This is a genomic window from uncultured Clostridium sp., assembly GCF_934754925.1.
In the GTDB taxonomy this organism is placed as follows: domain Bacteria; phylum Bacillota; class Clostridia; order Clostridiales; family Clostridiaceae; genus Clostridium.
Genome location: NZ_CAKVJA010000013.1, coordinates 1 through 21,549 on the forward strand (window position 1 = coordinate 1; position 21,549 = coordinate 21,549).

General features: G+C 33.3%; 38 protein-coding genes and 1 pseudogene. All 39 read left to right on the plus strand.

Translation table 11 applies throughout. The features are described 5' to 3' along the window. Positions 1 to 76 (plus strand): annotated as a pseudogene (locus tag Q0G30_RS06155) (elongation factor Tu); the annotation flags it as partial. Positions 77 to 1,029: 953 nt separating this feature from the next. After that, on the plus strand, positions 1,030 to 1,338 hold the full coding sequence (gene rpsJ / locus Q0G30_RS06160; protein WP_021876938.1) for a 30S ribosomal protein S10: 309 nt from the start codon (positions 1,030 to 1,032) through the stop codon (positions 1,336 to 1,338). Between the two features lie 80 nt (positions 1,339 to 1,418). Then, the gene (gene rplC, locus Q0G30_RS06165; protein WP_195986993.1) at positions 1,419 to 2,048 is read left to right on the plus strand and encodes a 50S ribosomal protein L3; all 630 of its coding nucleotides are present in this window, start codon (positions 1,419 to 1,421) and stop codon (positions 2,046 to 2,048) included. Positions 2,049 to 2,072: 24 nt separating this feature from the next. Then, a complete protein-coding gene (gene rplD / locus Q0G30_RS06170) occupies positions 2,073 to 2,693 on the plus strand; it encodes a 50S ribosomal protein L4 (RefSeq protein ID WP_133016290.1) in 621 nt (206 codons plus the stop codon). Continuing rightward, positions 2,693 to 2,989: a 50S ribosomal protein L23 gene (rplW, locus tag Q0G30_RS06175; protein ID WP_133016289.1), complete on the plus strand. Its 297-nt coding sequence runs from the start codon at positions 2,693 to 2,695 to the stop codon at positions 2,987 to 2,989. Before rplD ends, rplW begins: the two co-directional genes overlap by 1 nt. Positions 2,990 to 3,047: 58 nt before the next feature. Further along, positions 3,048 to 3,881: a 50S ribosomal protein L2 gene (rplB, locus tag Q0G30_RS06180; protein WP_294387894.1), complete on the plus strand. Its 834-nt coding sequence runs from the start codon at positions 3,048 to 3,050 to the stop codon at positions 3,879 to 3,881. Positions 3,882 to 3,946: 65 nt separating this feature from the next. After that, positions 3,947 to 4,231: a 30S ribosomal protein S19 gene (gene rpsS / locus Q0G30_RS06185; RefSeq protein ID WP_005212052.1), complete on the plus strand. Its 285-nt coding sequence runs from the start codon at positions 3,947 to 3,949 to the stop codon at positions 4,229 to 4,231. A gap of 21 nt (positions 4,232 to 4,252) precedes the next feature. Next, entirely contained in the window at positions 4,253 to 4,588 is a 336-nt protein-coding gene (gene rplV / locus Q0G30_RS06190; protein WP_005212053.1) for a 50S ribosomal protein L22, read from the plus strand. Positions 4,589 to 4,608: 20 nt separating this feature from the next. Then, positions 4,609 to 5,277 (plus strand): 30S ribosomal protein S3, encoded by a 669-nt coding sequence (gene rpsC / locus Q0G30_RS06195; RefSeq protein ID WP_042401527.1) that lies wholly within the window; start codon positions 4,609 to 4,611, stop codon positions 5,275 to 5,277. An 18-nt stretch (positions 5,278 to 5,295) separates the two neighbouring features. Continuing rightward, positions 5,296 to 5,730, plus strand: a complete 435-nt coding sequence (gene rplP / locus Q0G30_RS06200) for a 50S ribosomal protein L16 (RefSeq protein ID WP_040419026.1) — start codon at positions 5,296 to 5,298, stop codon at positions 5,728 to 5,730. Further along, positions 5,730 to 5,942, plus strand: a complete 213-nt coding sequence (gene rpmC, locus Q0G30_RS06205) for a 50S ribosomal protein L29 (RefSeq protein ID WP_005212060.1) — start codon at positions 5,730 to 5,732, stop codon at positions 5,940 to 5,942. The genes rplP and rpmC overlap by 1 nt, the downstream gene beginning before the upstream one ends. Positions 5,943 to 5,964: 22 nt before the next feature. Continuing rightward, the gene (gene rpsQ, locus Q0G30_RS06210; RefSeq protein WP_005212062.1) at positions 5,965 to 6,219 is read left to right on the plus strand and encodes a 30S ribosomal protein S17; all 255 of its coding nucleotides are present in this window, start codon (positions 5,965 to 5,967) and stop codon (positions 6,217 to 6,219) included. Positions 6,220 to 6,251: 32 nt separating this feature from the next. Continuing rightward, entirely contained in the window at positions 6,252 to 6,620 is a 369-nt protein-coding gene (gene rplN, locus Q0G30_RS06215; RefSeq protein ID WP_005212064.1) for a 50S ribosomal protein L14, read from the plus strand. A 17-nt stretch (positions 6,621 to 6,637) separates the two neighbouring features. Further along, positions 6,638 to 6,952 carry a 50S ribosomal protein L24 gene (gene rplX / locus Q0G30_RS06220; RefSeq protein WP_195468546.1) on the plus strand — a complete coding sequence of 105 codons (315 nt, stop codon included), beginning with the start codon at positions 6,638 to 6,640 and terminating at the stop codon, positions 6,950 to 6,952. A 22-nt stretch (positions 6,953 to 6,974) separates the two neighbouring features. Further along, complete coding sequence (gene rplE, locus Q0G30_RS06225) at positions 6,975 to 7,517, plus strand: 50S ribosomal protein L5 (protein ID WP_133016285.1); 543 nt, start codon at positions 6,975 to 6,977, stop codon at positions 7,515 to 7,517. Positions 7,518 to 7,532: 15 nt separating this feature from the next. After that, entirely contained in the window at positions 7,533 to 7,718 is a 186-nt protein-coding gene (locus tag Q0G30_RS06230) for a type Z 30S ribosomal protein S14 (protein WP_005212070.1), read from the plus strand. A gap of 28 nt (positions 7,719 to 7,746) precedes the next feature. Continuing rightward, positions 7,747 to 8,145, plus strand: coding sequence for a 30S ribosomal protein S8 (gene rpsH, locus Q0G30_RS06235; protein ID WP_005212071.1), 399 nt, complete (start codon positions 7,747 to 7,749; stop codon positions 8,143 to 8,145). Positions 8,146 to 8,210: 65 nt separating this feature from the next. Further along, positions 8,211 to 8,753, plus strand: a complete 543-nt coding sequence (gene rplF / locus Q0G30_RS06240) for a 50S ribosomal protein L6 (protein WP_195468547.1) — start codon at positions 8,211 to 8,213, stop codon at positions 8,751 to 8,753. A gap of 19 nt (positions 8,754 to 8,772) precedes the next feature. Beyond that, positions 8,773 to 9,135, plus strand: coding sequence for a 50S ribosomal protein L18 (gene rplR / locus Q0G30_RS06245; RefSeq protein ID WP_294387899.1), 363 nt, complete (start codon positions 8,773 to 8,775; stop codon positions 9,133 to 9,135). A gap of 20 nt (positions 9,136 to 9,155) precedes the next feature. Continuing rightward, on the plus strand, positions 9,156 to 9,653 hold the full coding sequence (gene rpsE, locus Q0G30_RS06250) for a 30S ribosomal protein S5 (protein ID WP_195468549.1): 498 nt from the start codon (positions 9,156 to 9,158) through the stop codon (positions 9,651 to 9,653). Between the two features lie 12 nt (positions 9,654 to 9,665). Further along, positions 9,666 to 9,845: a 50S ribosomal protein L30 gene (rpmD, locus tag Q0G30_RS06255; protein WP_005212077.1), complete on the plus strand. Its 180-nt coding sequence runs from the start codon at positions 9,666 to 9,668 to the stop codon at positions 9,843 to 9,845. Between the two features lie 22 nt (positions 9,846 to 9,867). Continuing rightward, a complete protein-coding gene (gene rplO, locus Q0G30_RS06260; RefSeq protein WP_195468550.1) occupies positions 9,868 to 10,308 on the plus strand; it encodes a 50S ribosomal protein L15 in 441 nt (146 codons plus the stop codon). Position 10,309: 1 nt separating this feature from the next. Further along, on the plus strand, positions 10,310 to 11,587 hold the full coding sequence (gene secY / locus Q0G30_RS06265) for a preprotein translocase subunit SecY (protein WP_294387902.1): 1,278 nt from the start codon (positions 10,310 to 10,312) through the stop codon (positions 11,585 to 11,587). Positions 11,588 to 11,610: 23 nt separating this feature from the next. Beyond that, positions 11,611 to 12,261, plus strand: a complete 651-nt coding sequence (locus tag Q0G30_RS06270; RefSeq protein ID WP_294387904.1) for an adenylate kinase — start codon at positions 11,611 to 11,613, stop codon at positions 12,259 to 12,261. Next, entirely contained in the window at positions 12,261 to 13,010 is a 750-nt protein-coding gene (gene map / locus Q0G30_RS06275; RefSeq protein ID WP_294387906.1) for a type I methionyl aminopeptidase, read from the plus strand. Before Q0G30_RS06270 ends, map begins: the two co-directional genes overlap by 1 nt. Before the next feature lie 83 nt (positions 13,011 to 13,093). Beyond that, positions 13,094 to 13,375, plus strand: coding sequence for a KOW domain-containing RNA-binding protein (locus tag Q0G30_RS06280; protein ID WP_294387908.1), 282 nt, complete (start codon positions 13,094 to 13,096; stop codon positions 13,373 to 13,375). Between the two features lie 7 nt (positions 13,376 to 13,382). Beyond that, positions 13,383 to 13,601 (plus strand): translation initiation factor IF-1, encoded by a 219-nt coding sequence (infA, locus tag Q0G30_RS06285; RefSeq protein ID WP_005212092.1) that lies wholly within the window; start codon positions 13,383 to 13,385, stop codon positions 13,599 to 13,601. Positions 13,602 to 13,641: 40 nt separating this feature from the next. Next, a complete protein-coding gene (gene rpmJ / locus Q0G30_RS06290; protein ID WP_003448032.1) occupies positions 13,642 to 13,755 on the plus strand; it encodes a 50S ribosomal protein L36 in 114 nt (37 codons plus the stop codon). Positions 13,756 to 13,969: 214 nt separating this feature from the next. Further along, positions 13,970 to 14,338: a 30S ribosomal protein S13 gene (gene rpsM / locus Q0G30_RS06295; protein WP_005212096.1), complete on the plus strand. Its 369-nt coding sequence runs from the start codon at positions 13,970 to 13,972 to the stop codon at positions 14,336 to 14,338. Positions 14,339 to 14,353: 15 nt separating this feature from the next. After that, positions 14,354 to 14,749 (plus strand): 30S ribosomal protein S11, encoded by a 396-nt coding sequence (gene rpsK / locus Q0G30_RS06300; RefSeq protein WP_005212098.1) that lies wholly within the window; start codon positions 14,354 to 14,356, stop codon positions 14,747 to 14,749. Between the two features lie 31 nt (positions 14,750 to 14,780). After that, positions 14,781 to 15,401: a 30S ribosomal protein S4 gene (gene rpsD / locus Q0G30_RS06305; RefSeq protein ID WP_291675693.1), complete on the plus strand. Its 621-nt coding sequence runs from the start codon at positions 14,781 to 14,783 to the stop codon at positions 15,399 to 15,401. Positions 15,402 to 15,503: 102 nt separating this feature from the next. Further along, positions 15,504 to 16,451, plus strand: coding sequence for a DNA-directed RNA polymerase subunit alpha (locus Q0G30_RS06310; RefSeq protein ID WP_294387912.1), 948 nt, complete (start codon positions 15,504 to 15,506; stop codon positions 16,449 to 16,451). A gap of 12 nt (positions 16,452 to 16,463) precedes the next feature. Then, on the plus strand, positions 16,464 to 16,805 hold the full coding sequence (gene rplQ / locus Q0G30_RS06315; RefSeq protein WP_294387914.1) for a 50S ribosomal protein L17: 342 nt from the start codon (positions 16,464 to 16,466) through the stop codon (positions 16,803 to 16,805). Between the two features lie 221 nt (positions 16,806 to 17,026). Beyond that, complete coding sequence (locus Q0G30_RS06320; RefSeq protein ID WP_294387916.1) at positions 17,027 to 17,869, plus strand: energy-coupling factor transporter ATPase; 843 nt, start codon at positions 17,027 to 17,029, stop codon at positions 17,867 to 17,869. After that, entirely contained in the window at positions 17,854 to 18,708 is an 855-nt protein-coding gene (locus Q0G30_RS06325; RefSeq protein ID WP_294387919.1) for an energy-coupling factor transporter ATPase, read from the plus strand. Before Q0G30_RS06320 ends, Q0G30_RS06325 begins: the two co-directional genes overlap by 16 nt. 86 nt (positions 18,709 to 18,794) lie before the next feature. Further along, a complete protein-coding gene (locus tag Q0G30_RS06330) occupies positions 18,795 to 19,592 on the plus strand; it encodes an energy-coupling factor transporter transmembrane component T (protein WP_294387922.1) in 798 nt (265 codons plus the stop codon). Between the two features lie 26 nt (positions 19,593 to 19,618). Then, positions 19,619 to 20,353 carry a tRNA pseudouridine(38-40) synthase TruA gene (gene truA, locus Q0G30_RS06335; protein ID WP_294387925.1) on the plus strand — a complete coding sequence of 245 codons (735 nt, stop codon included), beginning with the start codon at positions 19,619 to 19,621 and terminating at the stop codon, positions 20,351 to 20,353. A gap of 162 nt (positions 20,354 to 20,515) precedes the next feature. After that, on the plus strand, positions 20,516 to 20,950 hold the full coding sequence (gene rplM, locus Q0G30_RS06340; RefSeq protein WP_042401459.1) for a 50S ribosomal protein L13: 435 nt from the start codon (positions 20,516 to 20,518) through the stop codon (positions 20,948 to 20,950). Between the two features lie 26 nt (positions 20,951 to 20,976). Then, positions 20,977 to 21,369 carry a 30S ribosomal protein S9 gene (rpsI, locus tag Q0G30_RS06345; protein WP_294387928.1) on the plus strand — a complete coding sequence of 131 codons (393 nt, stop codon included), beginning with the start codon at positions 20,977 to 20,979 and terminating at the stop codon, positions 21,367 to 21,369. The last annotated feature ends 180 nt before the right edge of the window (positions 21,370 to 21,549 follow it).

The window sequence follows — 21,549 nt, forward strand, 5'->3', positions numbered from 1 at the left end:
TGAAGGTTTAAGATTCGCTATCAGAGAAGGTGGAAGAACTGTAGGTTCAGGAGTTGTTACTTCTATAATCGAATAGTTTTAAACTTTTCCAATTAAGTTTTAAAATCTTTTTAAATATAAATTTTAAATTAAAGCGCTTAAAAAATTGTGATCACAAAAAGAGAAAGAGTAAGGGGACGCCTTTACTCTTTCTTTTTTAGTATGTTTTTTTAATTAGGATGAAAATATATATATTTCTAATTTGAGTATATAAGTGAGTATAATACTTTAAGTTAATGAGAATTATATTTTAAAGTTTATAATATATATGAGAATCCAAATAATTTTTAGAAAAAATGATTTAATAAAAAAATATTAGTGATTAAGCGACTATAAAAGAAATATGTTTTTTGTTATAAGCTATATATAGTTACTTATTATATAAATGAAAGGTATATAATTTACTAAATATTTAAATAGTAAGAATAAATTATTAATTAAAGTGAAGATTTTATATTAAAATGATTGTTTAATTATATTATAACTATATTAACAACATTTCTTGAATATAAGATAAAATTTTATAAACAATATAAGTAAAAATCTAAATAGAAACTCAAAAAATATATATAAAATGTTTATATTAGAATAAATTGGTTAAACATATATAATATAAGGTAAGAGAAACTAAAATTTCATTAAATATACTATTGAAAAAAAGTTAAATTCGATATAAAATTATAACAGTTGAACGACAGGATTACTTCTAAAAACTTAAAAAAATTTTTAAAAAATCGTTAAAAAAAGATGAAAAAAAAGTCTTGATAAAGATTTATAAAGATAGTATAATAAAGAAGTTGTGTAGCATAACGCGATGAATCAAGAGGTTGCCGGACTTCCGGGTTATTCTTGAGGAGCAAGTCAGGATCTAGAATCCGACGGCAGGAATAGTAATTTGTATTCTTAGGTAGGAAACACCAGGAACAGTTTACATAACTATTGCTGTTGTGCGTTAGAAGTAAAGCGTACATGAAAAGGAGGGAAACCAGAATGTCAAAACAAAAAATAAGAATCAGATTAAAGGCTTTTGATCACACTATATTAGATCAATCTGCTGAAAAAATCGTTGAAACAGCTAAATCAACAGGAGCTAAGGTTGCAGGTCCAGTACCACTACCTACTGAAAAAGATGTTGTTACTATATTAAGAGCTGTTCATAAGTACAAAGATTCAAGAGAACAATTCGAAATCAGAACACACAAGAGATTAATCGACATAGTTAATCCATCACCAAAAACAGTTGATGCATTAATGAGATTAAACTTACCTGCTGGTGTAGATATCGAAATAAAGCTATAATAGCTTAACTATTAAATAAACAGTTTGAACGGTTATGATTGCAAAAGCAATCCGCTAATACGTTTGGGAGGTGTAAATACATGAAAAAAGCTATAATCGGTAAGAAAATAGGGATGACTCAAATTTTCGATGAAAATGGAAAGGTAGTTCCTGTAACTGTAGTAGAAGCTGGACCATGTGTTGTTGTTCAAAAGAAGACTATCGAAAAGGATGGTTATGAAGCAATACAAGTTGGTTTCGGTGAAATAAGAGAAAAATTAGTTAATAAGCCAAGAAAAGGACACTTTGCTAAAGCTGGAGTATCTTTAAGAAGAACATTAAAAGAGTTCAGATTAGAAGATTGCAGCGCTTACGAAGTAGGTCAAGAAATCAAAGCTGATTTATTTGCAGCTGGAGATAAAATTGACGTTTCAGGAGTTTCTAAAGGTAAGGGATTCCAAGGTGTTATTAAGAGATGGAATGCAAACAGAGGGCCAATGTCACACGGTTCTAAGTTCCACAGAGCAGTAGGTTCAATGGGAGCTTCTTCTGATCCATCAAGAACATTCAAGAACAAAAACATGCCAGGACACATGGGAGCTGTTAACACTACAGTATTAAACTTAGAAGTTGTTAAAGTAATAGCTGAAAAGAACTTAATATTAGTTAAGGGTGGTATCCCAGGTGCTAACAAGAGCACAGTTGTAATAAGAAACGCTGTTAAAGCTTAATTTCTTTAGAAAGGAGGAGACAGAATGCCTACAGTAGGATTATTTAACAAAGAAGGAAATAAGATTGAAGATATTCAATTAAATGATAAAGTATTCGCTGTTGAAGTGAATGCAGATGCTATGCACCAAGTAGTTGTTGCATTATTAGCTAACAAGAGACAAGGAACTCAATCAGCTAAGACTAGAGCTGAGGTTAGAGGAGGCGGAATTAAGCCTTGGAGACAAAAGGGAACTGGTAGAGCTAGACAAGGATCAATCAGAGCACCACAATGGATCAAAGGTGGAGTTGTATTCGCACCAAAGCCAAGAGATTACAGAATGTCAATACCAAAATCAATGAGAAGAGTTGCTATGTTATCAGCATTAACTAGCAAAGTTCAAAATGATGAAATGGTAGTATTAGATAGCTTAACATTAGAAGCTCCTAAGACTAAGGAAATTGTTAAAATGTTAAATGCTTTCAATGCTAAAAAGACATTAATCGTTACTGCTGAAGCAAACGAAACAGTTTACAAATCAGCTAGAAACATAGAAGGAGTAGCAGTACTTCCAGTTAACAACATCAACGTTTATGATTTATTAAAATACTCAAAAGTAATCATGACTAAGGATGCTGTATCAAAGATTGAGGAGGTGTACGCATAATGAAGTTAACAAGCCACGATATAATCAGAAAACCAGTTATAACTGAAAAGTCAATGGCTGCAATGGCAGAAAAGAAGTACACTTTCATAGTTCATATGAGCGCTAACAAAGTTCAAATAAAGAAAGCGGTTGAAGAAGTTTTCGGCGTTAAAGTTGAAAAAGTTCAAACAATAAGAACTATGGGAAAAACTAAGAGAATGGGCGTACATGTTGGTAAGAGAGCTGACCAAAAGAAAGCTATAATCACATTAGCTCAAGATAGCAAAGGTATTGAATTCTTCGAAGGAATGCAATAATATCAAAGCGAAGTATTGGTAAAAATACCAGATAAGCTTAAAGAAGGAGGGAATTAGCATGGCAGTTAAAAAGTTTAGACCTACTACACCATCAAGAAGAGAAATGACAATGGCTAGTTTTGAAGAAATAACTACAAACAGCCCAGAGAAATCACTTCTTGTTTCTTTAAAGAAAACTGGTGGTAGAAATGCTCAAGGTAAAATAACTGTAAGACACCACGGTGGTGGAGCTAAGAGAAAATACAGAATAATAGATTTCAAGAGAAATAAGGATGGTATTCCAGCAAAAGTTGCTACAATAGAATACGATCCAAACAGAACAGCATACATTGCTTTAGTAGTATATGCTGATGGTGAAAAGAGATATATTCTTGCACCAGTAGGATTAAAGGTTGGAGATACAATCGTATCTGGACCAGAAGCTGATATCAAAGTTGGTAATGCAAAAGCATTAAAAGATATGCCAGTTGGTACAGTTGTTCACAATATAGAATTACAAGCTGGTAAAGGTGGCCAAATGGTTAGATCAGCAGGTACTTCTGCTCAATTAATGGCTAAAGAAGGTAACTATGCAACATTAAGATTACCTTCAGGTGAAATGAGATATGTAAGAATCGAATGTAGAGCTACAATCGGTACAGTTTCTAACACTACTAACGATATCATCAACATTGGTAAAGCTGGTAGAAAGAGACACATGGGATGGAGACCTACAGTTAGAGGTTCTGTAATGAACCCTTGCGATCACCCTCACGGTGGTGGTGAAGGTAGATCACCAATCGGTAGACCAAGTCCAGTTACTCCATGGGGTAAACCAGCACTTGGATACAAGACTAGAAAGAATAAGAAGTATTCTGATAGATTCATAATAAAGAGAAGAAATAGTAAGTAATTGAAGAGAAATTAATTCTCTTCAGGCTTACTGGGCCTAGAGATTATGAAGGGAGGCAAATTATAGTGAGTAGATCAATAAAAAAGGGACCTTTCGTACACGAAGGACTTTTAAAGAAGATAGAAGAAATGAATGCTAATGGTGAAAATAAGGTTGTTAAGACTTGGTCAAGATCATCAACAATTTTCCCACAAATGATTGGTCATACAATCGCTGTTCATGATGGTAGAAAACACGTTCCAGTATATGTGAGCGAGGATATGGTAGGACACAAATTAGGAGAATTTGCTCTTACTAGAACATACAGAGGACACGATTACGACGAAAAAGCATCAAGAAAAAGAAAGTAATCTGGGAAAGGAGGAACACCAATGGAAGCTAGAGCTATAGCTAAATATGTTAGAATGTCTCCAATGAAAGTAGGAGTTGTTCTTGATTTAATAAGAGGAAAAAACGTTAACGAGGCTTTCGCTATATTACAATACACTCCAAAAGATGCTGCAGTTGTTATAAACAAAGTTTTAAAATCAGCTGTTGCAAATGCAGAGAACAATCATGACTTAAATGTTGAAAACTTATATGTTGCTGAAACATTCGTAGGTGCTGGTCCAACTTTAAAGAGATTCAGACCAATGGACCACGGAAAAGCGTTCAGAATCAATAAGAGAACAAGTCATATAACAGTAGTAGTTAAAGAAAGAGCTTAGTAAGAAGGAGGGAAAAACAAGTGGGTCAAAAAGTACATCCTCACGGACTTAGAGTTGGAGTTATCAAAGGTTGGGATGCAAAATGGTATGCTGATAAGAGAACATTTGCAGATAACTTAATCGAAGATAACAAAATAAGAGAATTCGTAAAGAAAGAACTTTTCTCAGCTGGTATCGCTAAGATTGAAATCGAAAGATCAGCTAAAAGAGTTAAGTTAAATATATATACTGCTAAACCAGGTGTTGTTATCGGTAAAGGTGGTGCAGGAATCGAAGCTTTAAAAGCTAAGGTTGCTAAATTAGTAAACGGAAAGAATATTTTAATAAACATAGTTGAAGTTAAGAATGCTGAAGCAAACGCTCAATTAGTTGCTGAAAACATTGCTGCTCAATTAGAAAAAAGAGTTTCTTTCAGAAGAGCTATGAAACAAAGCATCCAAAGAGCTATGAAATTAGGAGCTAAGGGTGTTAAAACAGCTTGTTCAGGAAGATTAGGCGGAGCTGAAATCGCTAGAACTGAACAATATCATGAAGGAACAATTCCACTACAAACATTAAGAGCTGATATCGATTATGGATTTGCTGAAGCAGATACAACATACGGTAAAATCGGAGTTAAAGTTTGGGTTTATAATGGAGAAGTTCTTCCAACTAAAAAAGTTGAAAAGAAGGAAGAAGTTAACGCGTAAGAAAGGAGGAATATAATCATGTTAATGCCTAAAAGAGTTAAGCATCGTAAGGTACAACGTGGTAGAATGAAAGGAAAAGCTACTAGAGGTAATTTCCTTGCATACGGAGATTTTGGTATCCAAGCACAAACTTGTGGATGGATAACAAGTAACCAAATAGAATCTGCCAGAATAGCAATTAACAGATACATTAGAAGAGGAGGAAAACTTTGGATAAAAGTATTCCCAGATAAGCCAGTTACTGAAAAACCAGCTGAAACAAGAATGGGTTCTGGTAAAGGTTCACCAGAATACTGGGTAGCTGTAGTTAAACCTGGTAGAGTATTATTCGAATTATCAGGAGTTAACGAAGAAGTTGCAAGAGAAGCAATGAGACTTGCATCACACAAACTTCCTGTAAAGTGTAAATTCGTTACAAGAAGAGATTTTGAGGAAATGGGTGGTGAAGAATAATGAAGGCTAGAGAATTAAAAGATTTAAGAGCAAATAATCCTCAAGATTTAGTTGCTAAGCTAGGAGAATTAAAAGCTGAATTATTCAACTTAAGATTCCAATTAGCTACAGGACAATTAGAAAATCCTATGAGAATAAGAGAAGTAAAGAAATCTATAGCCCAAATCAAAACCATCATTAGAGAAGAAGAGATCAGGGCATTTGAACAGTAAATCTGGAAGGAGGTAGCCCCTAATGGAAAGAGGATTAAGAAAGAAGAAAATCGGTAGAGTTGTTTCTGATAAAATGGATAAGACTATCGTAGTTGCTGTTGAAACTAAGGTAAGACATCCACTATACGGAAAAACTATGAACAGAACTACTAAATTCAAGGCTCATGATGAAAATAATGAAGCTAACATGAATGATAGAGTATTAATAATGGAAACTAGACCATTATCTAAAGATAAGAGATGGAGACTTGTTGAAATAGTTGAAAGAGCTAAATAAGCTTTTAAAGACTGAAAGGAGGGTAAATTTCAATGATACAACAACAAACCTTATTAAAGGTAGCAGATAACTCAGGTGCTAAAGAAATTATGTGTATCAGAGTTTTAGGCGGATCAAAGAGAAAGTTCGGTAACATTGGAGATATAATAGTAGCTAGCGTTAAAAGTGCAACACCAGGCGGAGTTGTTAAAAAAGGTGACGTTGTAAAAGCTGTTATTGTTAGATCAGTAAGAGGATTAAGAAGAGCTGACGGTTCATACATCAAATTTGATGAGAACGCTGCTGTTATAATAAAAGAAGATAAGCAACCAAGAGGAACTCGTATCTTCGGACCAGTTGCTAGGGAGCTAAGAGATAAAGAATTTAACAAAATATTATCATTAGCACCAGAAGTTCTATAATAGAGGAGGTGGCTAATTTGAAGTTACACGTTAAAAAGAACGACACAGTAGTAGTTATTTCTGGTAAAGATGCTGGGAAAACTGGTGAAGTTTTAAAGGTATACCCAAAAACAGGAAAAGTTCTTGTTCAAGGAGTTAACATAGTAAAGAAACATCAAAAGCCAACTAGAGCAAACGCTCAAGGTGGAATAATAGAAAAAGAAGGAGCTATATACAGCTCAAAAGTTATGTTATACTGCACAAAATGCAAAAATGCTACAAGAATTAGCAGTAAAATCTTAGAAGATGGTACTAAGGTTAGAGTTTGTAAGAAGTGTGGAGAAACATTCTAAAATCTGAAAGGAGGTACTAATTATGACACCAAGACTTCAAGAGAAGTATACAAATGAAGTAATTCAAGCTATGACAGAAAAGTTCGGATACAAAAACATCATGGAAGTTCCAAAGCTTGAAAAAATCGTTATAAATATGGGAGTTGGAGAAGCTAAGGATAACCAAAAGGTTTTAGAATCTGCGGTTGCTGACTTACAACTTATCTCAGGACAAAAGCCAATCTTAACTAGAGCAAAGAAATCAGTTGCTAACTTTAAGATAAGAGAGAACATGGCATTAGGATGTAAAGTTACATTAAGAGGAGCAAAGATGTTTGAATTTGCTGATAAGCTAATGTCAATAGCTCTTCCAAGAGTTAGAGACTTCAGAGGAGTTTCTGATAGAGCATTTGACGGAAGAGGAAATTATTCTTTAGGAATTAAAGAACAATTAATATTCCCAGAAATAGAATACGATAAGATCGATAAGGTTAGAGGAATGGATATCATCTTCGTTACAACTGCAAAGACTGACGAAGAAGCAAGAGAATTATTAAGATTCCTTGGAATGCCATTCGCTCAATAATAAGGAGGGAAAACTGTGGCACGTAAAGCTATTATTGAAAAGTGGAGCAAAGCTCCTAAATATAAAACAAGAGCTTATACAAGATGCAGAATATGTGGAAGACCACATGCAGTATTAAGAAAGTTTGGTATTTGCCGTATATGCTTTAGAGAACTTGCTTACAAAGGTGAAATTCCTGGTTGTAAGAAGGCAAGCTGGTAAACCTAACGACTGAAAGGAGGCAAATTAAATGGTTATGACAGATCCTATCGCAGATTTACTAACTCGTATTAGAAATGCGAATGCTGTAAGACACGAAGTAGTAGAAGTTCCTTCTTCAAACGTAAAGAAGGCTGTTGCAAATATATTATTACAAGAGGGATACATCAAAAATATTGAAGAATACAATGATGGTGTTGTTCCAATGATGAGATTATCTCTTAAATACGGTTCTAACAAAGAAAGAGTTATAACTGGTATTAAGAGAATATCAAAGCCAGGTTTAAGAGTATACTGTAAGAAAGATGAAGTTCCAAGAGTTCTTAATGGATTAGGAATCGCTGTAATTTCAACTTCAAAAGGTATAGTTGTAGACAGAGAAGCTAGAAAATTAGGCTTAGGCGGAGAAGTTGTTTGCTACGTTTGGTAGTAATTAATTTTGAAAATTAACTAGATTAACATATAGATCTAACAAGTAATACAGGAGGTGCGGTTATGTCAAGAGTAGGTAGATTACCAATAGCTATCCCTGCTGGTGTTACAGTAACAGTTGCTGAAGGTAACGTTGTTACTGTAAAGGGACCTAAAGGGCAATTAGTTAAGGCTATGGACAAAGACATGAATATAGCAGTTGAAGACAACCAAGTTGTTGTTACAAGACCTAGTGACGTTAAAGAGCACAGAGCTCTTCACGGTTTAACTAGAGCATTAATCAACAACATGATCATAGGAGTTGAAAAGGGATACCAAAAGACTCTAGAATTAATCGGTGTTGGTTACAGAGCTCAATTACAAGGAAAGAAACTTGTAATGAACTTAGGATATTCACACCCAGTTGAAATAGAACCAGCTGAAGGAATTACTTTCGAAACTCCAGCAGCTACAAAGGTAGTTGTATCAGGAATCGATAAGCAATTAGTTGGTGCTGCTGCTGCTGATATCAGAAAGTGGAGAAAACCTGAACCATATAAGGGTAAAGGAATTAAGTTCGAAGGCGAAGTTATCAGACGTAAAGAAGGTAAAACTGGTAAGAAATAATTAGGAAGGAGTGAACCTTATGTTCAAGAAGGCAGACAAAAAGGCAAATAGAGCAAAGCGTCACCTTAGAGTACGTAAGAAAATTTCTGGTACTCCTGAAAGACCAAGACTTTCAGTTTACAGAAGTGAAAAAAATATATATGCTCAAATCATAGATGATATAAATGCTGTTACTTTAGTATCTGCTTCAACATTAGATAAAGATGTTGACGTTAAAGTAGGCGGAAACAAAGAAGCTGCTAGACTAGTTGGTGAACTAGTTGCTAAGAGAGCTTTAGATAAAGGTATTACTGAAGTTGTATTTGACAGAGGTGGATACGTATATCACGGAAGAGTTCAAACATTAGCAGAAAGCGCTAGAGAAGCAGGCTTAAAATTCTAATCATACAAGGAGGGAAATCAATGAGAATCGATCCTAGCACACTAGACCTTAAGGAAAAGGTTGTTTTTATAAACAGAGTTACTAAGGTTGTTAAGGGTGGTAGAAACTTCAGATTCAGCGCTTTAGTTGTTGTTGGTGATGAGAACGGACACGTAGGCGTAGGAATGGGTAAGTCAATCGAAATCCCAGAAGCAATTAAAAAAGGTATCGAAGACGCTAAGAAAAACATGGTTAGCGTTGCTATAGTTGGAACAACAGTTCCTCACGAAATATATGGTAAGTTTGGAACTGGTAAAGTTTTAATCATGCCAGCTAAAGAAGGTACAGGAGTTATCGCTGGTGGACCAGCAAGAGCTGTACTTGAATTAGCAGGATTAAAGGACGTTAGAGCTAAGTCTTTAGGTTCAAACAATCCAAGAAACATGGTAAATGCTACAATTAACGGTTTAGCAAGCTTAAGAACAGCTGAAGAGATAGCTAAGTTAAGAGGCAAAACTGTAGAAGAAATATTAGGTTAGGAGGTATACGCAATGGCAAAGATAAAGGTTACTTTAGTTAAAAGCTTAATAGGCAGAAAGAAAGACCATATCGCTACTGCAAATGCTCTTGGTCTAAGAAAGATTAACAAAACTGTAGAGCATGAGGATACTCCTCAAATCAGAGGTATGATCAACAAAGTTGACTACTTATTAAAAGTAGAAGAAGTATAATAAAGAGGAGGTGCACTAAGATATGAAACTTCATGAATTAAAGCCAGCAGCTGGTAGCAAGAAAGCTCCTAAGAGAGTTGGTAGAGGTACTGGTTCAGGTTTAGGAAGAAACGCTGGTAAAGGTGAAAAAGGACAAAACGCTAGATCAGGCGGTGGAGTTAGACCAGGATTTGAAGGTGGTCAAATGCCATTATACAGAAGACTTCCTAAGAGAGGATTCACTAATATCTTCGCTAAGAAAATTGTTTCTATCAATGTTGATAGATTAAACATATTCGAAAACGGAACAGTAGTAACTCCAGAATTATTACTTGAAACAAGAGTAATATCTAAAGTTTTAGACGGAGTTAAGATATTAGGAAACGGAACATTAGAAAAGAGCCTAACTGTACAAGGATGCAAGATGTCTAAGTCAGCGGCTGAAAAGATAGAAGCAGCTGGAGGAAAAGTTGAGGTGATATAATATGCTATCAACCCTACGTAATGCCTGGAAGGTTCCGGAACTAAGAAAAAGATTTTTATGGACGATATTTTTAGTAGCAATTTTCAGGATAGGAATACATATTCCGGTTCCTGGAATTGATACTAGTTATTTAAGCTCAATGACTAACTCTGATGGGTTACTTGGGTTTTACAACTTAATATCAGGAGGGGCTTTAAGTAAATTTAGTATATTTGCATTAAGTGTTTCACCTTATATTAATGCATCAATCATAGTGCAATTATTAACAATTGCAATTCCATCTTTAGAACAACTTTCTAAAGAAGGGGAAGAAGGTAGAAAGAAAATTCAATCTATTACAAGATATGCTTCTATAGCAATAGGATTTGTATTAGCAATAGGAATTTACTCAATGATTGCAGCACAAGGTGCGGCAAGTGGATTAGGAACAGCTGAAAAGACTGTAGTACTAATTTCATTAGTTGTAGGATCTACTTTCTGTATGTGGCTTGGTGACCAAATAACTCAAAAAGGATTTGGAAATGGAGTTTCAATATTAATATTCGTTAATATAGTATCTCAATTACCTACAACTTTAATGTCATTATTTACATTAAAAGAAGCAGGTGAAATTTCTATAATAGAAATAGTATTATTCTTAATTGGTGCGTTAGCACTATTAGCAGTTACAATTTACTTCTCATTAGCAGAGAGAAGAGTGCCAATCCAGTATGCTGGTAAGGCTGTAGGTGCTAAGGTTATGAAAGGTCAATCTACTCATATACCATTAAGTTTAATTGGATCAGCAGTTATTGCAATAATATTTGCAATGTCTGTAATGATGTTCCCTGAAACAATAGCTAATTTCTTCCCAACTAAGGGATGGTCTAAATGGATATTAACAAATCCATATAGTATTTTTAACAAAAGTACATGGATGTATCCAGTTTGTTATGCAGTATTAACGGTATTCTTTACTTGGTTCTATACTCAAATAACATTTAAACCAGATGAAATGGCAGAAAATCTTCATAAGTCTGCAGGCTTTGTACCAGGTGTAAGACCAGGTGAAGCTACAGAGAAGTATTTTGAAAAAGTACTTACAAAAGTATCTTTAATCGGGGGAATATTTGCAGCATTACTAGCTGTTACTCCAATATTAATTAGTAATTATACAGATTTAAGTGGAATTCAATTTGGTGGAACGTCATTATTAATATTAATTGGAGTTGGTTTAGATTTTTCTAGACAATTAGATTCACAATTAGTTATGAGACACTATCAAGGATTCTTAAAATAGATTTTATAATGGAGATGATGCCCGTGAAGATAGTATTATTAGGTCCTCCTGGGGCTGGAAAAGGAACACAGGCAAAATCAATTAGTAATAGATACTCTATACCACATATTTCTACTGGGGATATCTTTAGAAAGAATATTTCAGAAGAAACCCCTTTAGGAATAGAAGCTAAGCAATATATTGATAATGGTCAATTAGTGCCAGATGAAGTAACTATTAATATGGTTAAAGATAGACTAACATGGGAAGACTGTAAAAATGGTTATCTATTAGATGGATTCCCAAGAACTGTTGCTCAAGCTGAAGCTCTACAAGAGTTTTTAGATTCAAGAAATGAAAGCTTAGATACAGCTTTATGTATCGAAGTACCTAGCAGTTTCATACTTGAAAGAATGACAGGAAGAAGAGTTTGTTTATCATGTGGAGCTAGTTATCATATCAAATTTAATCCACCAGCTGTTGATGGAGTTTGTGATGTTTGTGGTGATAACATTATCCAAAGAAAAGATGATGTTGAAGAAACAGTAAAAGAGAGACTAGATGTCTATGAAAGACAAACACAACCACTGATTGATTTTTATAAAGAGAAAAACTTACTTTCCACAGTAGATGGAACAAAAGCTATTAATGAAGTATTCGAAGGTATCTGTAATATATTAGGGAGTGCAAACTAATGATTATTATCAAAAATGATAAAGAAATCGACCTAATGAGAATTGCAGGAAGAATTGTAGCAGAAACTCTACTACTTGTTGAAAAAAAAGTTAAACCAGGGATAACTACTGCTGAATTAGATAGGATAGCAGAAGAATTTATAACTAAGCATGGGGCAATACCTTCATTTAAAGGGCTCTATGGATTTCCTGCTTCACTATGTATATCTGTTAATGAGCAAGTAGTTCATGGAATACCAGGAGGGTATGTATTAAAAGAGGGAGATATAGTTAGTGTAGATTGTGGAGCGAATATTAATGGATTCCACGGTGATGCAGCAAGAACATTTGCTGTAGGTAATATTTCAGACGAAGCAAATAAACTTATAAAAGTTACTGAAGAATCTTTCTTTAAAGGTTTGGAGTTTGCTAAAGTAGGAAATAGACTAACTGATATTTCACATGAAATACAACGCTATGTTGAGGCTTCAGGTTTCTCAGTTGTAAGAGATTTCGTAGGTCACGGGATAGGAAAAAGTGTCCATGAGGATCCGGAAATTCCTAACTTCGGAAGACCAGGCCGAGGTCCAAAATTAGTTGCTGGTATGACTTTAGCTATAGAACCTATGGTTAATATGGGAACATATAGAGTAGCTACTTTAGGTGATGATTGGACAGTAGTCTCAGCAGATAAGAGTCTTTCGGCTCACTATGAAAACACTGTTGTAATTTTACCAGATGGACCAGAGATATTAACACTGATTAAATAAGTGTTGCTTAGTTATAAATTCGCATGATACCAAAAGGTGGCTTGTAGATTTATGGCTAAGGTAATCATCGAGGTGAAAGAAATTTGCAAAACAATGACTTAATTGGGAAAATTGTTCTTTCAAAATGCGGAAGAGATAAAGATCATTATTACGTTATTGTTGATAAAGTTGATGATGATTATTACCTTCTAAGTAATGGAAGTAATAAGACAATTCAGATGCCTAAGAAGAAAAAGATAAAACATTTTATTGTTTTAGAAAATGTAGATGATGAGATTAAAGCATCACTTATATTAAAGGATAAAGGTACTGATTTAAAAATAAAAAGATTTCTAAAACTAAAAGGCATTGTTAAGGAGGGTTGATTACCTTATGTCAAAAGATGATGTAATAGAAATGCAAGGTGTAGTCTTAGAGGCTTTACCAAATGCAATGTTTCAAGTTGAGTTAGAAAGTGGTCATAAAATTTTAGCTCACATATCAGGAAAATTAAGAATGAACTTCATAAGAATTCTACCTGGAGATAAGGTTACTATAGAACTTTCTCCATATGACCTAACAAGAGGAAGAATTACTTGGAGAGCAAAATAAGCTAAAAAGTTTACCATAAATTACACAAGGAGGGTTAGCGATGAAAGTAAGACCATCAGTTAAGCCTATTTGCGAAAAGTGCAAGATTATAAGAAGAAAAGGAAGAGTAATGGTAATCTGTGAAAATCCTAAGCACAAGCAAAAACAAGGCTAATATAATTTCATATTAGGCAGAATAATTTACAAATATTAATATGTTGACTTTTTTTTGAAAGTTCAATATTATTATATAGGCGTTTAAATCAGCTTATTAATTTTAGGTACGGCTGACGATAGTTTTTTTAAACTATCGACCTAAGATTTTAATATAAATTTACCAAAAGCAAAAATAAAAAATTGCATTTCAATAAACAGGAGGTGTAAGTTCAATGGCAAGAATATCAGGAGTTGACCTACCAAAGGAAAAAAGAGTTGAAATAGGTCTAACATATATATACGGAGTTGGTTTATCTACTTCTCAAAAGATATTAGCTACTACTGGAATTAACCCAGATACTAGAATTAAGGATCTTACTGAGGATGAAGTAAATGAAATCAGAAACTATGTAAACAAGAACTTAATGGTTGAAGGTGACTTAAGAAGAGATGTTGCTTTAAACATTAAGAGATTAGTTGAAATAGGTTGTTACAGAGGAATAAGACATAGAAAAGGTCTTCCAGTTAGAGGACAAAAAACTAAGACTAACGCTAGAACTAGAAAAGGTCCTAAGAAGACTATCGCAAATAAGAAGAAGTAGTGAGGAGGGATTTCGATGGCTCAAAAAGTCAAAAAGACTACTAGAAGAAGAAAAGAAAGAAAGAATGTTGAGCATGGTGCTGCACACATCCAATCAACTTTCAATAACTCAATAGTTACTTTAACTGATGCGGCTGGAAATGCTTTATCATGGTCAAGTGCTGGAGCTTTAGGTTTCAGAGGTTCAAGAAAGAGCACTCCATTTGCATCTCAAATGGCAGCAGAAACTGCAGCTAAAGCAGCTATGGAACACGGTTTAAAGAGTATAGAAGTATACGTTAAAGGACCAGGTGCTGGTAGAGAAGCAGCTATAAGATCATTACAAGCTGCAGGTTTAGAAGTAACTCTAATTAAAGACGTTACTCCAATTCCACACAACGGATGTAGACCACCGAAGAGAAGAAGAGTCTAATTATATTTAAATTCAACAGGAGGTGTAACGAATGGCAAGATATACTGGAGCTACATGTAGATTATGTAGAAGAGAAGGTCAAAAGCTATTCCTTAAGGGAGATAGATGTTATACAGATAAATGTGCTTTCGTAAGAAGAAGCTATGCACCAGGACAACACGGAGCAGCTAAGAAAAAGTTATCTAACTACGGAGTACAATTAAGAGAAAAGCAAAAAGCTAGAAGAATATACGGTGTTTTAGAAGGTCAATTCAGAACTTACTATGAAAAGGCTGACCACATGAAGGGAATCACTGGTGAAAACTTATTAATGTTACTAGAAATGAGATTAGATAACGTTGCGTACAGATTAGGATACGGTGCTTCAAGAAACGAAGCTAGACAATTAGTTACTCATGGTCATTTCTTAGTAAATGGTAAGAAAGTTGATATTCCATCATACAAGGTATCAGTTAACGATGTAATATCTGTTTGCGAAAAGAGCAGAGGAACTGAAAAGTTCAAGACTTTCGTAGAAAATCCAAAGACATTACCAAAATGGTTAGAAGCTAACGTTGAAAACTATGAAGGTAAAGTAGTTGCTGCGCCAGCTAGAGAAGACATTGACGTACCAGTTAACGAAACTCTAATTGTCGAATTATACAGCAAATAATAAATTAATATTTTTAATATTAATTTATTATATTAGATTATTAAATGGAATCAGTTGCCCTCGTAATAAGGTTGCCATTTTATATACAAGGAGGGTTTGTACATGTTAGAAATAGAAAAGCCAATAATTGAGTGTATAGAATCAAATGAAGATGGTACATATGGTAAATATGTAGTTGAGCCATTAGAAAGAGGATATGGTATTACACTTGGAAATGCAATGAGAAGAATTCTTTTATCATCACTTCCAGGTGTAGCTACTACATCAATTAAAATTGATGGAGTACTTCATGAATTCTCAACTGTACAAGGTGTTAAAGAAGATGTTACTGAATTAATTCTTAACATTAAATCTTTAGCTCTTACAATGGAAGGCGAAGGTCCACAAACTATTTATATAGATGCTAAGGGACCAGGAGTTGTTACAGGTGCAGACATTAAGACTGATGGAAATGTTGAAGTTGTAAACAAAGATTTACACATAGCAACTCTTGATGAAAATGGAAGACTGTATATGGAATTAACAGTTAATAGAGGAAGAGGATATGTTACTCAAAATAAAAATAAGAGTGATGCATTACCACTTTCAGCAATAGCTATTGATTCTATATACACTCCAGTTAAGAGAGTTAACTTCACTGTTGACAATACAAGAGTTGGTCAAATCACTGATTATGACAAATTAACACTTGAAATTTGGACTAATGGAACTATTAAAATAGATGAAGCTATAAGCTTATCTGCTAAGATTTTAATAGAGCACTTCAAATTATTCATGTCATTAGGCGTTGCGACTAATGATGTTGAAATCATGATTGAAAAAGAAGAAGATAAAAAGGAAAAAGTCCTAGAAATGACTGTTGAAGAACTAGATCTTTCAGTTAGATCTTATAACTGCTTAAAGAGAGCTGGAATCAACACAGTTCAAGAACTTGCTGGTAAATCAATGGATGACATGATGAAGGTAAGAAATCTAGGAAAGAAATCCTTAGAAGAAGTTGAAAGAAAGCTTAAGGAATTAGGTTTAGCCTTAAAACTAAGCGACGAGTAGGGAGGTAAATCCATGGCAGGTTATCGTAAGTTAGGTCTTTCTACAGACCAAAGAAGAGCTATGTTAAGAAGTCTTGTTACTAGCTTCTTAAAGCATGGTAGAATTGAAACTACTGAAACTAGAGCTAAAGAAGCTAGATCTATAGCTGAAAAGATGATTACTCTTGGAAAAAGAGGAGATCTTCATGCTAGAAGACAAGTTTTAGCTTACGTTTTAGAAGAAGAAGTAGTTAAGACATTATTTGATGAAATCGCTCCAAAGTACGCTGAAAGAAACGGCGGATACACTAGAATGATCAAAAAAGGTCCTAGAAGAGGAGACGGAGCTGAAGTTGTTATACTTGAATTAGTATAATTTCACTCTGGGGATTAAGTTTAACTTAATCCCCATTTTTGTATATAAAAACATAAAAATAGTGATTAAATATTATTTTCTTGCAAAATATAAGAAAATAATAACCTAAATGAAATACTTGTAAATAATTTGTGCTTATATATAATTAAGTTATGGAAATTTATATCAAATTTATAGAACTTAGTTATATAATTTAATATGTTACTAAAGGAGGGATATATATGGATAAAATGGTAGAATGTAAAAATGTAGTATTCAAATATTCTACAGGTGAAGAAGGAATAGAGAAAGTAGCTATCGATGGATTAAATCTAGAAGTTAATAAAGGTGAGTTTTTAGTAATATTAGGGCATAACGGATCGGGAAAATCAACAGTAGCAAAGCATATGAATGCATTATTAACACCTACAGAAGGAACTGTTATCGTTAATGGATTAGATACAGCCAATGAAGATAACATATGGGATATAAGATCTACAGCTGGAATGGTATTTCAAAATCCGGATAATCAATTAGTAGCTACAATAGTAGAAGAGGATGTGGCTTTTGGACCAGAAAATTTAGGGGTTCCACCACAAGAAATTAGGCAAAGAGTTGATGTTGCATTAGAGAAGGTTGGAATGAGTGAATATAAAAGACATGCACCTCATTTATTATCAGGAGGCCAAAAGCAAAGAATTGCAATTGCTGGAATATTAGCTATGCAACCGAAATGTATAATTTTTGATGAACCAACAGCTATGCTTGATCCATCAGGAAGAAAAGAAGTTATTGATAATATTAAGGAATTAAATAAGAAACATGGAATAACTGTGATACTAATAACTCACTATATGGATGAAGCAGCAGAAGCAGATAGGGTTGTAGTAATGGATAAAGGAAAGGTTATTATTGAAGGTATTCCACGTGATGTTTTTTCACATGTTGAAACTATGAAAAAAATAGGGTTAGATGTTCCACAAGTAACGGAAATATGTTATGAGCTTAGAAAAGCTGGTATAGAAATAGATACAAAAATTTTAAACGTGAATGAGATGGTGAGTGCATTATGTCAATTAAGATAGAAAATTTAACACATATATATATGCCTAAAACACCTTTTGAGAAAAAAGCATTAGATAATGTGAACTTATTTATTGAAGATGGAGAGTTTTTAGCTTTAATAGGGCATACAGGGTCTGGAAAATCAACTTTAATACAGCATTTAAATGGTTTATTAGAACCTAGCTCAGGAAGAATTTTAGTTGATAATATTGATATTACAAATAAAGAAACTAAACTTACTGATATAAGAAAGAAAATAGGTTTAGTATTTCAGTATCCAGAGTATCAGTTATTTGAAGAGACAATAGAAAAAGATATAGCATTTGGACCTAATAATCTAGGTTTAAATCAAGAAGAGGTTCGTACTAGAGTTAAAAGATCTATGGAGATGGTTGGATTAGATTATGAAACCTATAAAAATGTTTCACCATTTGATTTAAGTGGAGGGCAAAAGAGAAGAGTTGCTATAGCTGGTGTTATTGCTATGGAACCAAAGGTTTTAATATTAGATGAACCTACAGCAGGATTAGATCCTAAGGGAAGAGATGATATTTTAGAACAAATAAAAATTCTTCATGAAAAATACAAAATGACAATTGTATTAGTTAGCCATAGCATGGAGGATGTAGGAAAGTTAGCTGAAAGAATCGTTGTCATGAATAAGGGAAAAATAGCTTTAATGGGTAAACCAGCAGAAATATTTAAAGAGGTTGATACATTAGAAAATATAGGGCTAGCAGTACCACAAGTAACTTATTTAATGAGAGCTTTAAGGGAAAAGGGCTTTGATGTTTCGGATGAAATATTTACTGTAGAGCAAGGGAGCAAAGAGCTTTTAAGGGTATTATTAAAAAAATAATTTAACAATCAGTAGGTTTTTTTATGATATTTTAAAATTTATATAATTTGTTTAGTTAAAAAATATATGAAAGAGAGAAGTTTAATATGATTAAAGATATAACTATAGGTCAATATATACCAGGTGAATCTTTTATACATAAACTAGATCCAAGAACAAAGATATTAATTTCATTTTTATTTATAATAAGTTTATTTATTGTTGATAAATTTATAGGATATATATTTGTTGTTGCTTTTTTAGCTTTGGTGGTTTATATTGCAAAGATATCTCCAAGATATCTTTATAAAGGATTAAAGCCTGTATTCTTATTAATAGCATTAACAGCTATATTAAATATTTTTATGCTTAGAGAGGGAAGATTAATTTTTCAACTTGGATTTATAAAGATCTATGAAGTTGGAATAAGAACTGCATTTTTTATGGCAATAAGATTAATACTTCTTATAATGGGAACTTCAGTTTTAACATTAACAACATCTCCTATAGAATTAACAGATGGAATAGAAAGATTGTTAAGACCTATTGGAAAAGAAATTGCACACGAATTAGCTATGATGATGACAATTGCGTTAAGATTTATACCTACTCTTATAGATGAGACCGATAAAATAATGAAAGCTCAAAAAGCTAGAGGCGCTGATTTTGAAACTGGTGGTCTAGTAAAAAAAGCAAAGAGCTTAATACCTTTATTGGTACCATTGTTTATTAGTTCATTTAGAAGAGCTGATGAGCTTGCTATGGCTATGGAGGCAAGATGTTATAGAGGGGGAGCTGGTAGAACTAGAATGAAGGTTTTAAAGTTCACTTCGAAGGATTTTATTGCATTTGGAGTTTTTGCATTATTATTTGCAAGTACAATTATTGTTAGATTTGCAATGTAGTAATTTGAATTAAAAAAGGTGATAAGTTGAATAATATAAAATTAACTTTAGAATACGATGGAACTAATTATTATGGTTGGCAAAAGCAAAAAGGAATGAAGACAATACAAGGAGAGATAGAAGAGGCTCTCTTTCTTGTTACTAAGGAGAAGTGCGAGGTAACAGGAAGTTCAAGAACAGATGCAGGAGTTCATGCTAAAGGTTTTATTGCCAACTTTAAAACAAATAGTAATGTGCCGCCAGAAAGGTTTAGAGAGGCACTAAATGTTAAATTACCTAATGATATAGTTGTTGTTAAATCAGAAAAGGTAGAAGATGATTTTCATGCAAGATATTGTGCTAAAGGTAAAACATATGAGTATTACATATTAAATGATCAGGTACCTTCAGCATTAATGAGAAATCAAGTATATCATTATAAATATGATTTAAATATAGAGGCTATGAAAGAAGGTGCACAACAATTTATTGGAACTCATGATTTTGCTGCATTTAAAACACAAGGAAGCTCAGTAAAAGGTACTATAAGAACTATTTTTGATGTAAAGGTAGAAAAAACAGAAAAAATTATAAAAATTTCTGTAAGCGGTGATGGTTTTTTATATAATATGGTTAGAATAATAGTTGGAACCTTAATAAATGTTGGAAGAGGAAAGACTCCAGCAAGTTCCATATCGAATATAATAGCACAAAAAGATAGAACGTTAGCTGGTGATTGTGTTCCACCTAATGGATTACTATTAAAAGAAGTATATTATTAAAAAAAATTAATAAAAATTGTTGACACGCCCGTAAGCGTGTATTATAATTTATTTTGTTTGTTAGAATAATTTATGTACGAAAGGCCACGAGCCCCGAGGTCTTGACATAAATGTTATACATATGAGGTATAACGATAAATGTAAGTTCAGGGAGGGAAAAACATGAAATCATACATTGCAAAAGCACAAGAAGTTGAAAGAAAATGGTATGTTGTTGATGCTGCTGGTAAGCCACTAGGAAGAGTTGCTAGCCAAGTTGCTTCAATATTAAGAGGAAAGAATAAGCCAACATTTACACCAAATGTTGACTGCGGAGATTTCGTAATAGTTATCAATGCTGAAAAAGTTGTTTTAACTGGTAAGAAGTTAGATCAAAAAATGATGAGAAAGCACAGCTTATATCCAGGTGGATTAAAAGAGACTCCATATAGAGAAGTATTAGCTAAGAAACCTGAATTCGCTTTCGAAGAAGCTGTTAGAAGAATGCTTCCAACAGGAGTATTAGGAAGAAAAATGCTTAAGAAGTTAAAAGTATACCAAGGTGCTGAGCACGAACACGCAGCTCAACAACCAGAAGTACTTGAATTAAAGTACTAATACAGGCTCGGGAGGAGGAATAAAAAATGGCAAAAGTTCAATACATGGGTACTGGAAGAAGAAAAAAATCAGTTGCAAGAGTTAGACTTGTACCAGGAAACGGTAAAGTTGTTATCAATAACAGAGACATCGAAAATTTCTTTGGTTTAGAAACTTTAAGAATGATCGTTAACCAACCATTAGTTTTAACTGGAACTAAGGATAAATTTGATGTATTAGTTAACGTTCACGGTGGTGGATTCACAGGTCAAGCTGGAGCTATCAGACACGGAATAACAAGAGCTTTAATTAAATCAGATGAAAACTTAAAATCTGAATTAAAGAAAGCTGGTTTCGTAACAAGAGACCCAAGAATGAAAGAAAGAAAGAAATACGGTCTTAAGAAAGCAAGAAGAGCTCCACAATTCTCTAAGAGATAGTTTGGACCTTTTAAGCAAAGGCTTATCAAAAGCTTTGGAATATTTATTCCAAAGCTTTTTTATTATTTATTAGATATAAAATCATTAATAAATAAATTATACATCTTAATATTAATTATATTTGAGTGAATATTTATATTAAATCTATGTTAAAAATTGTTCAAATGTATTAACAAATGT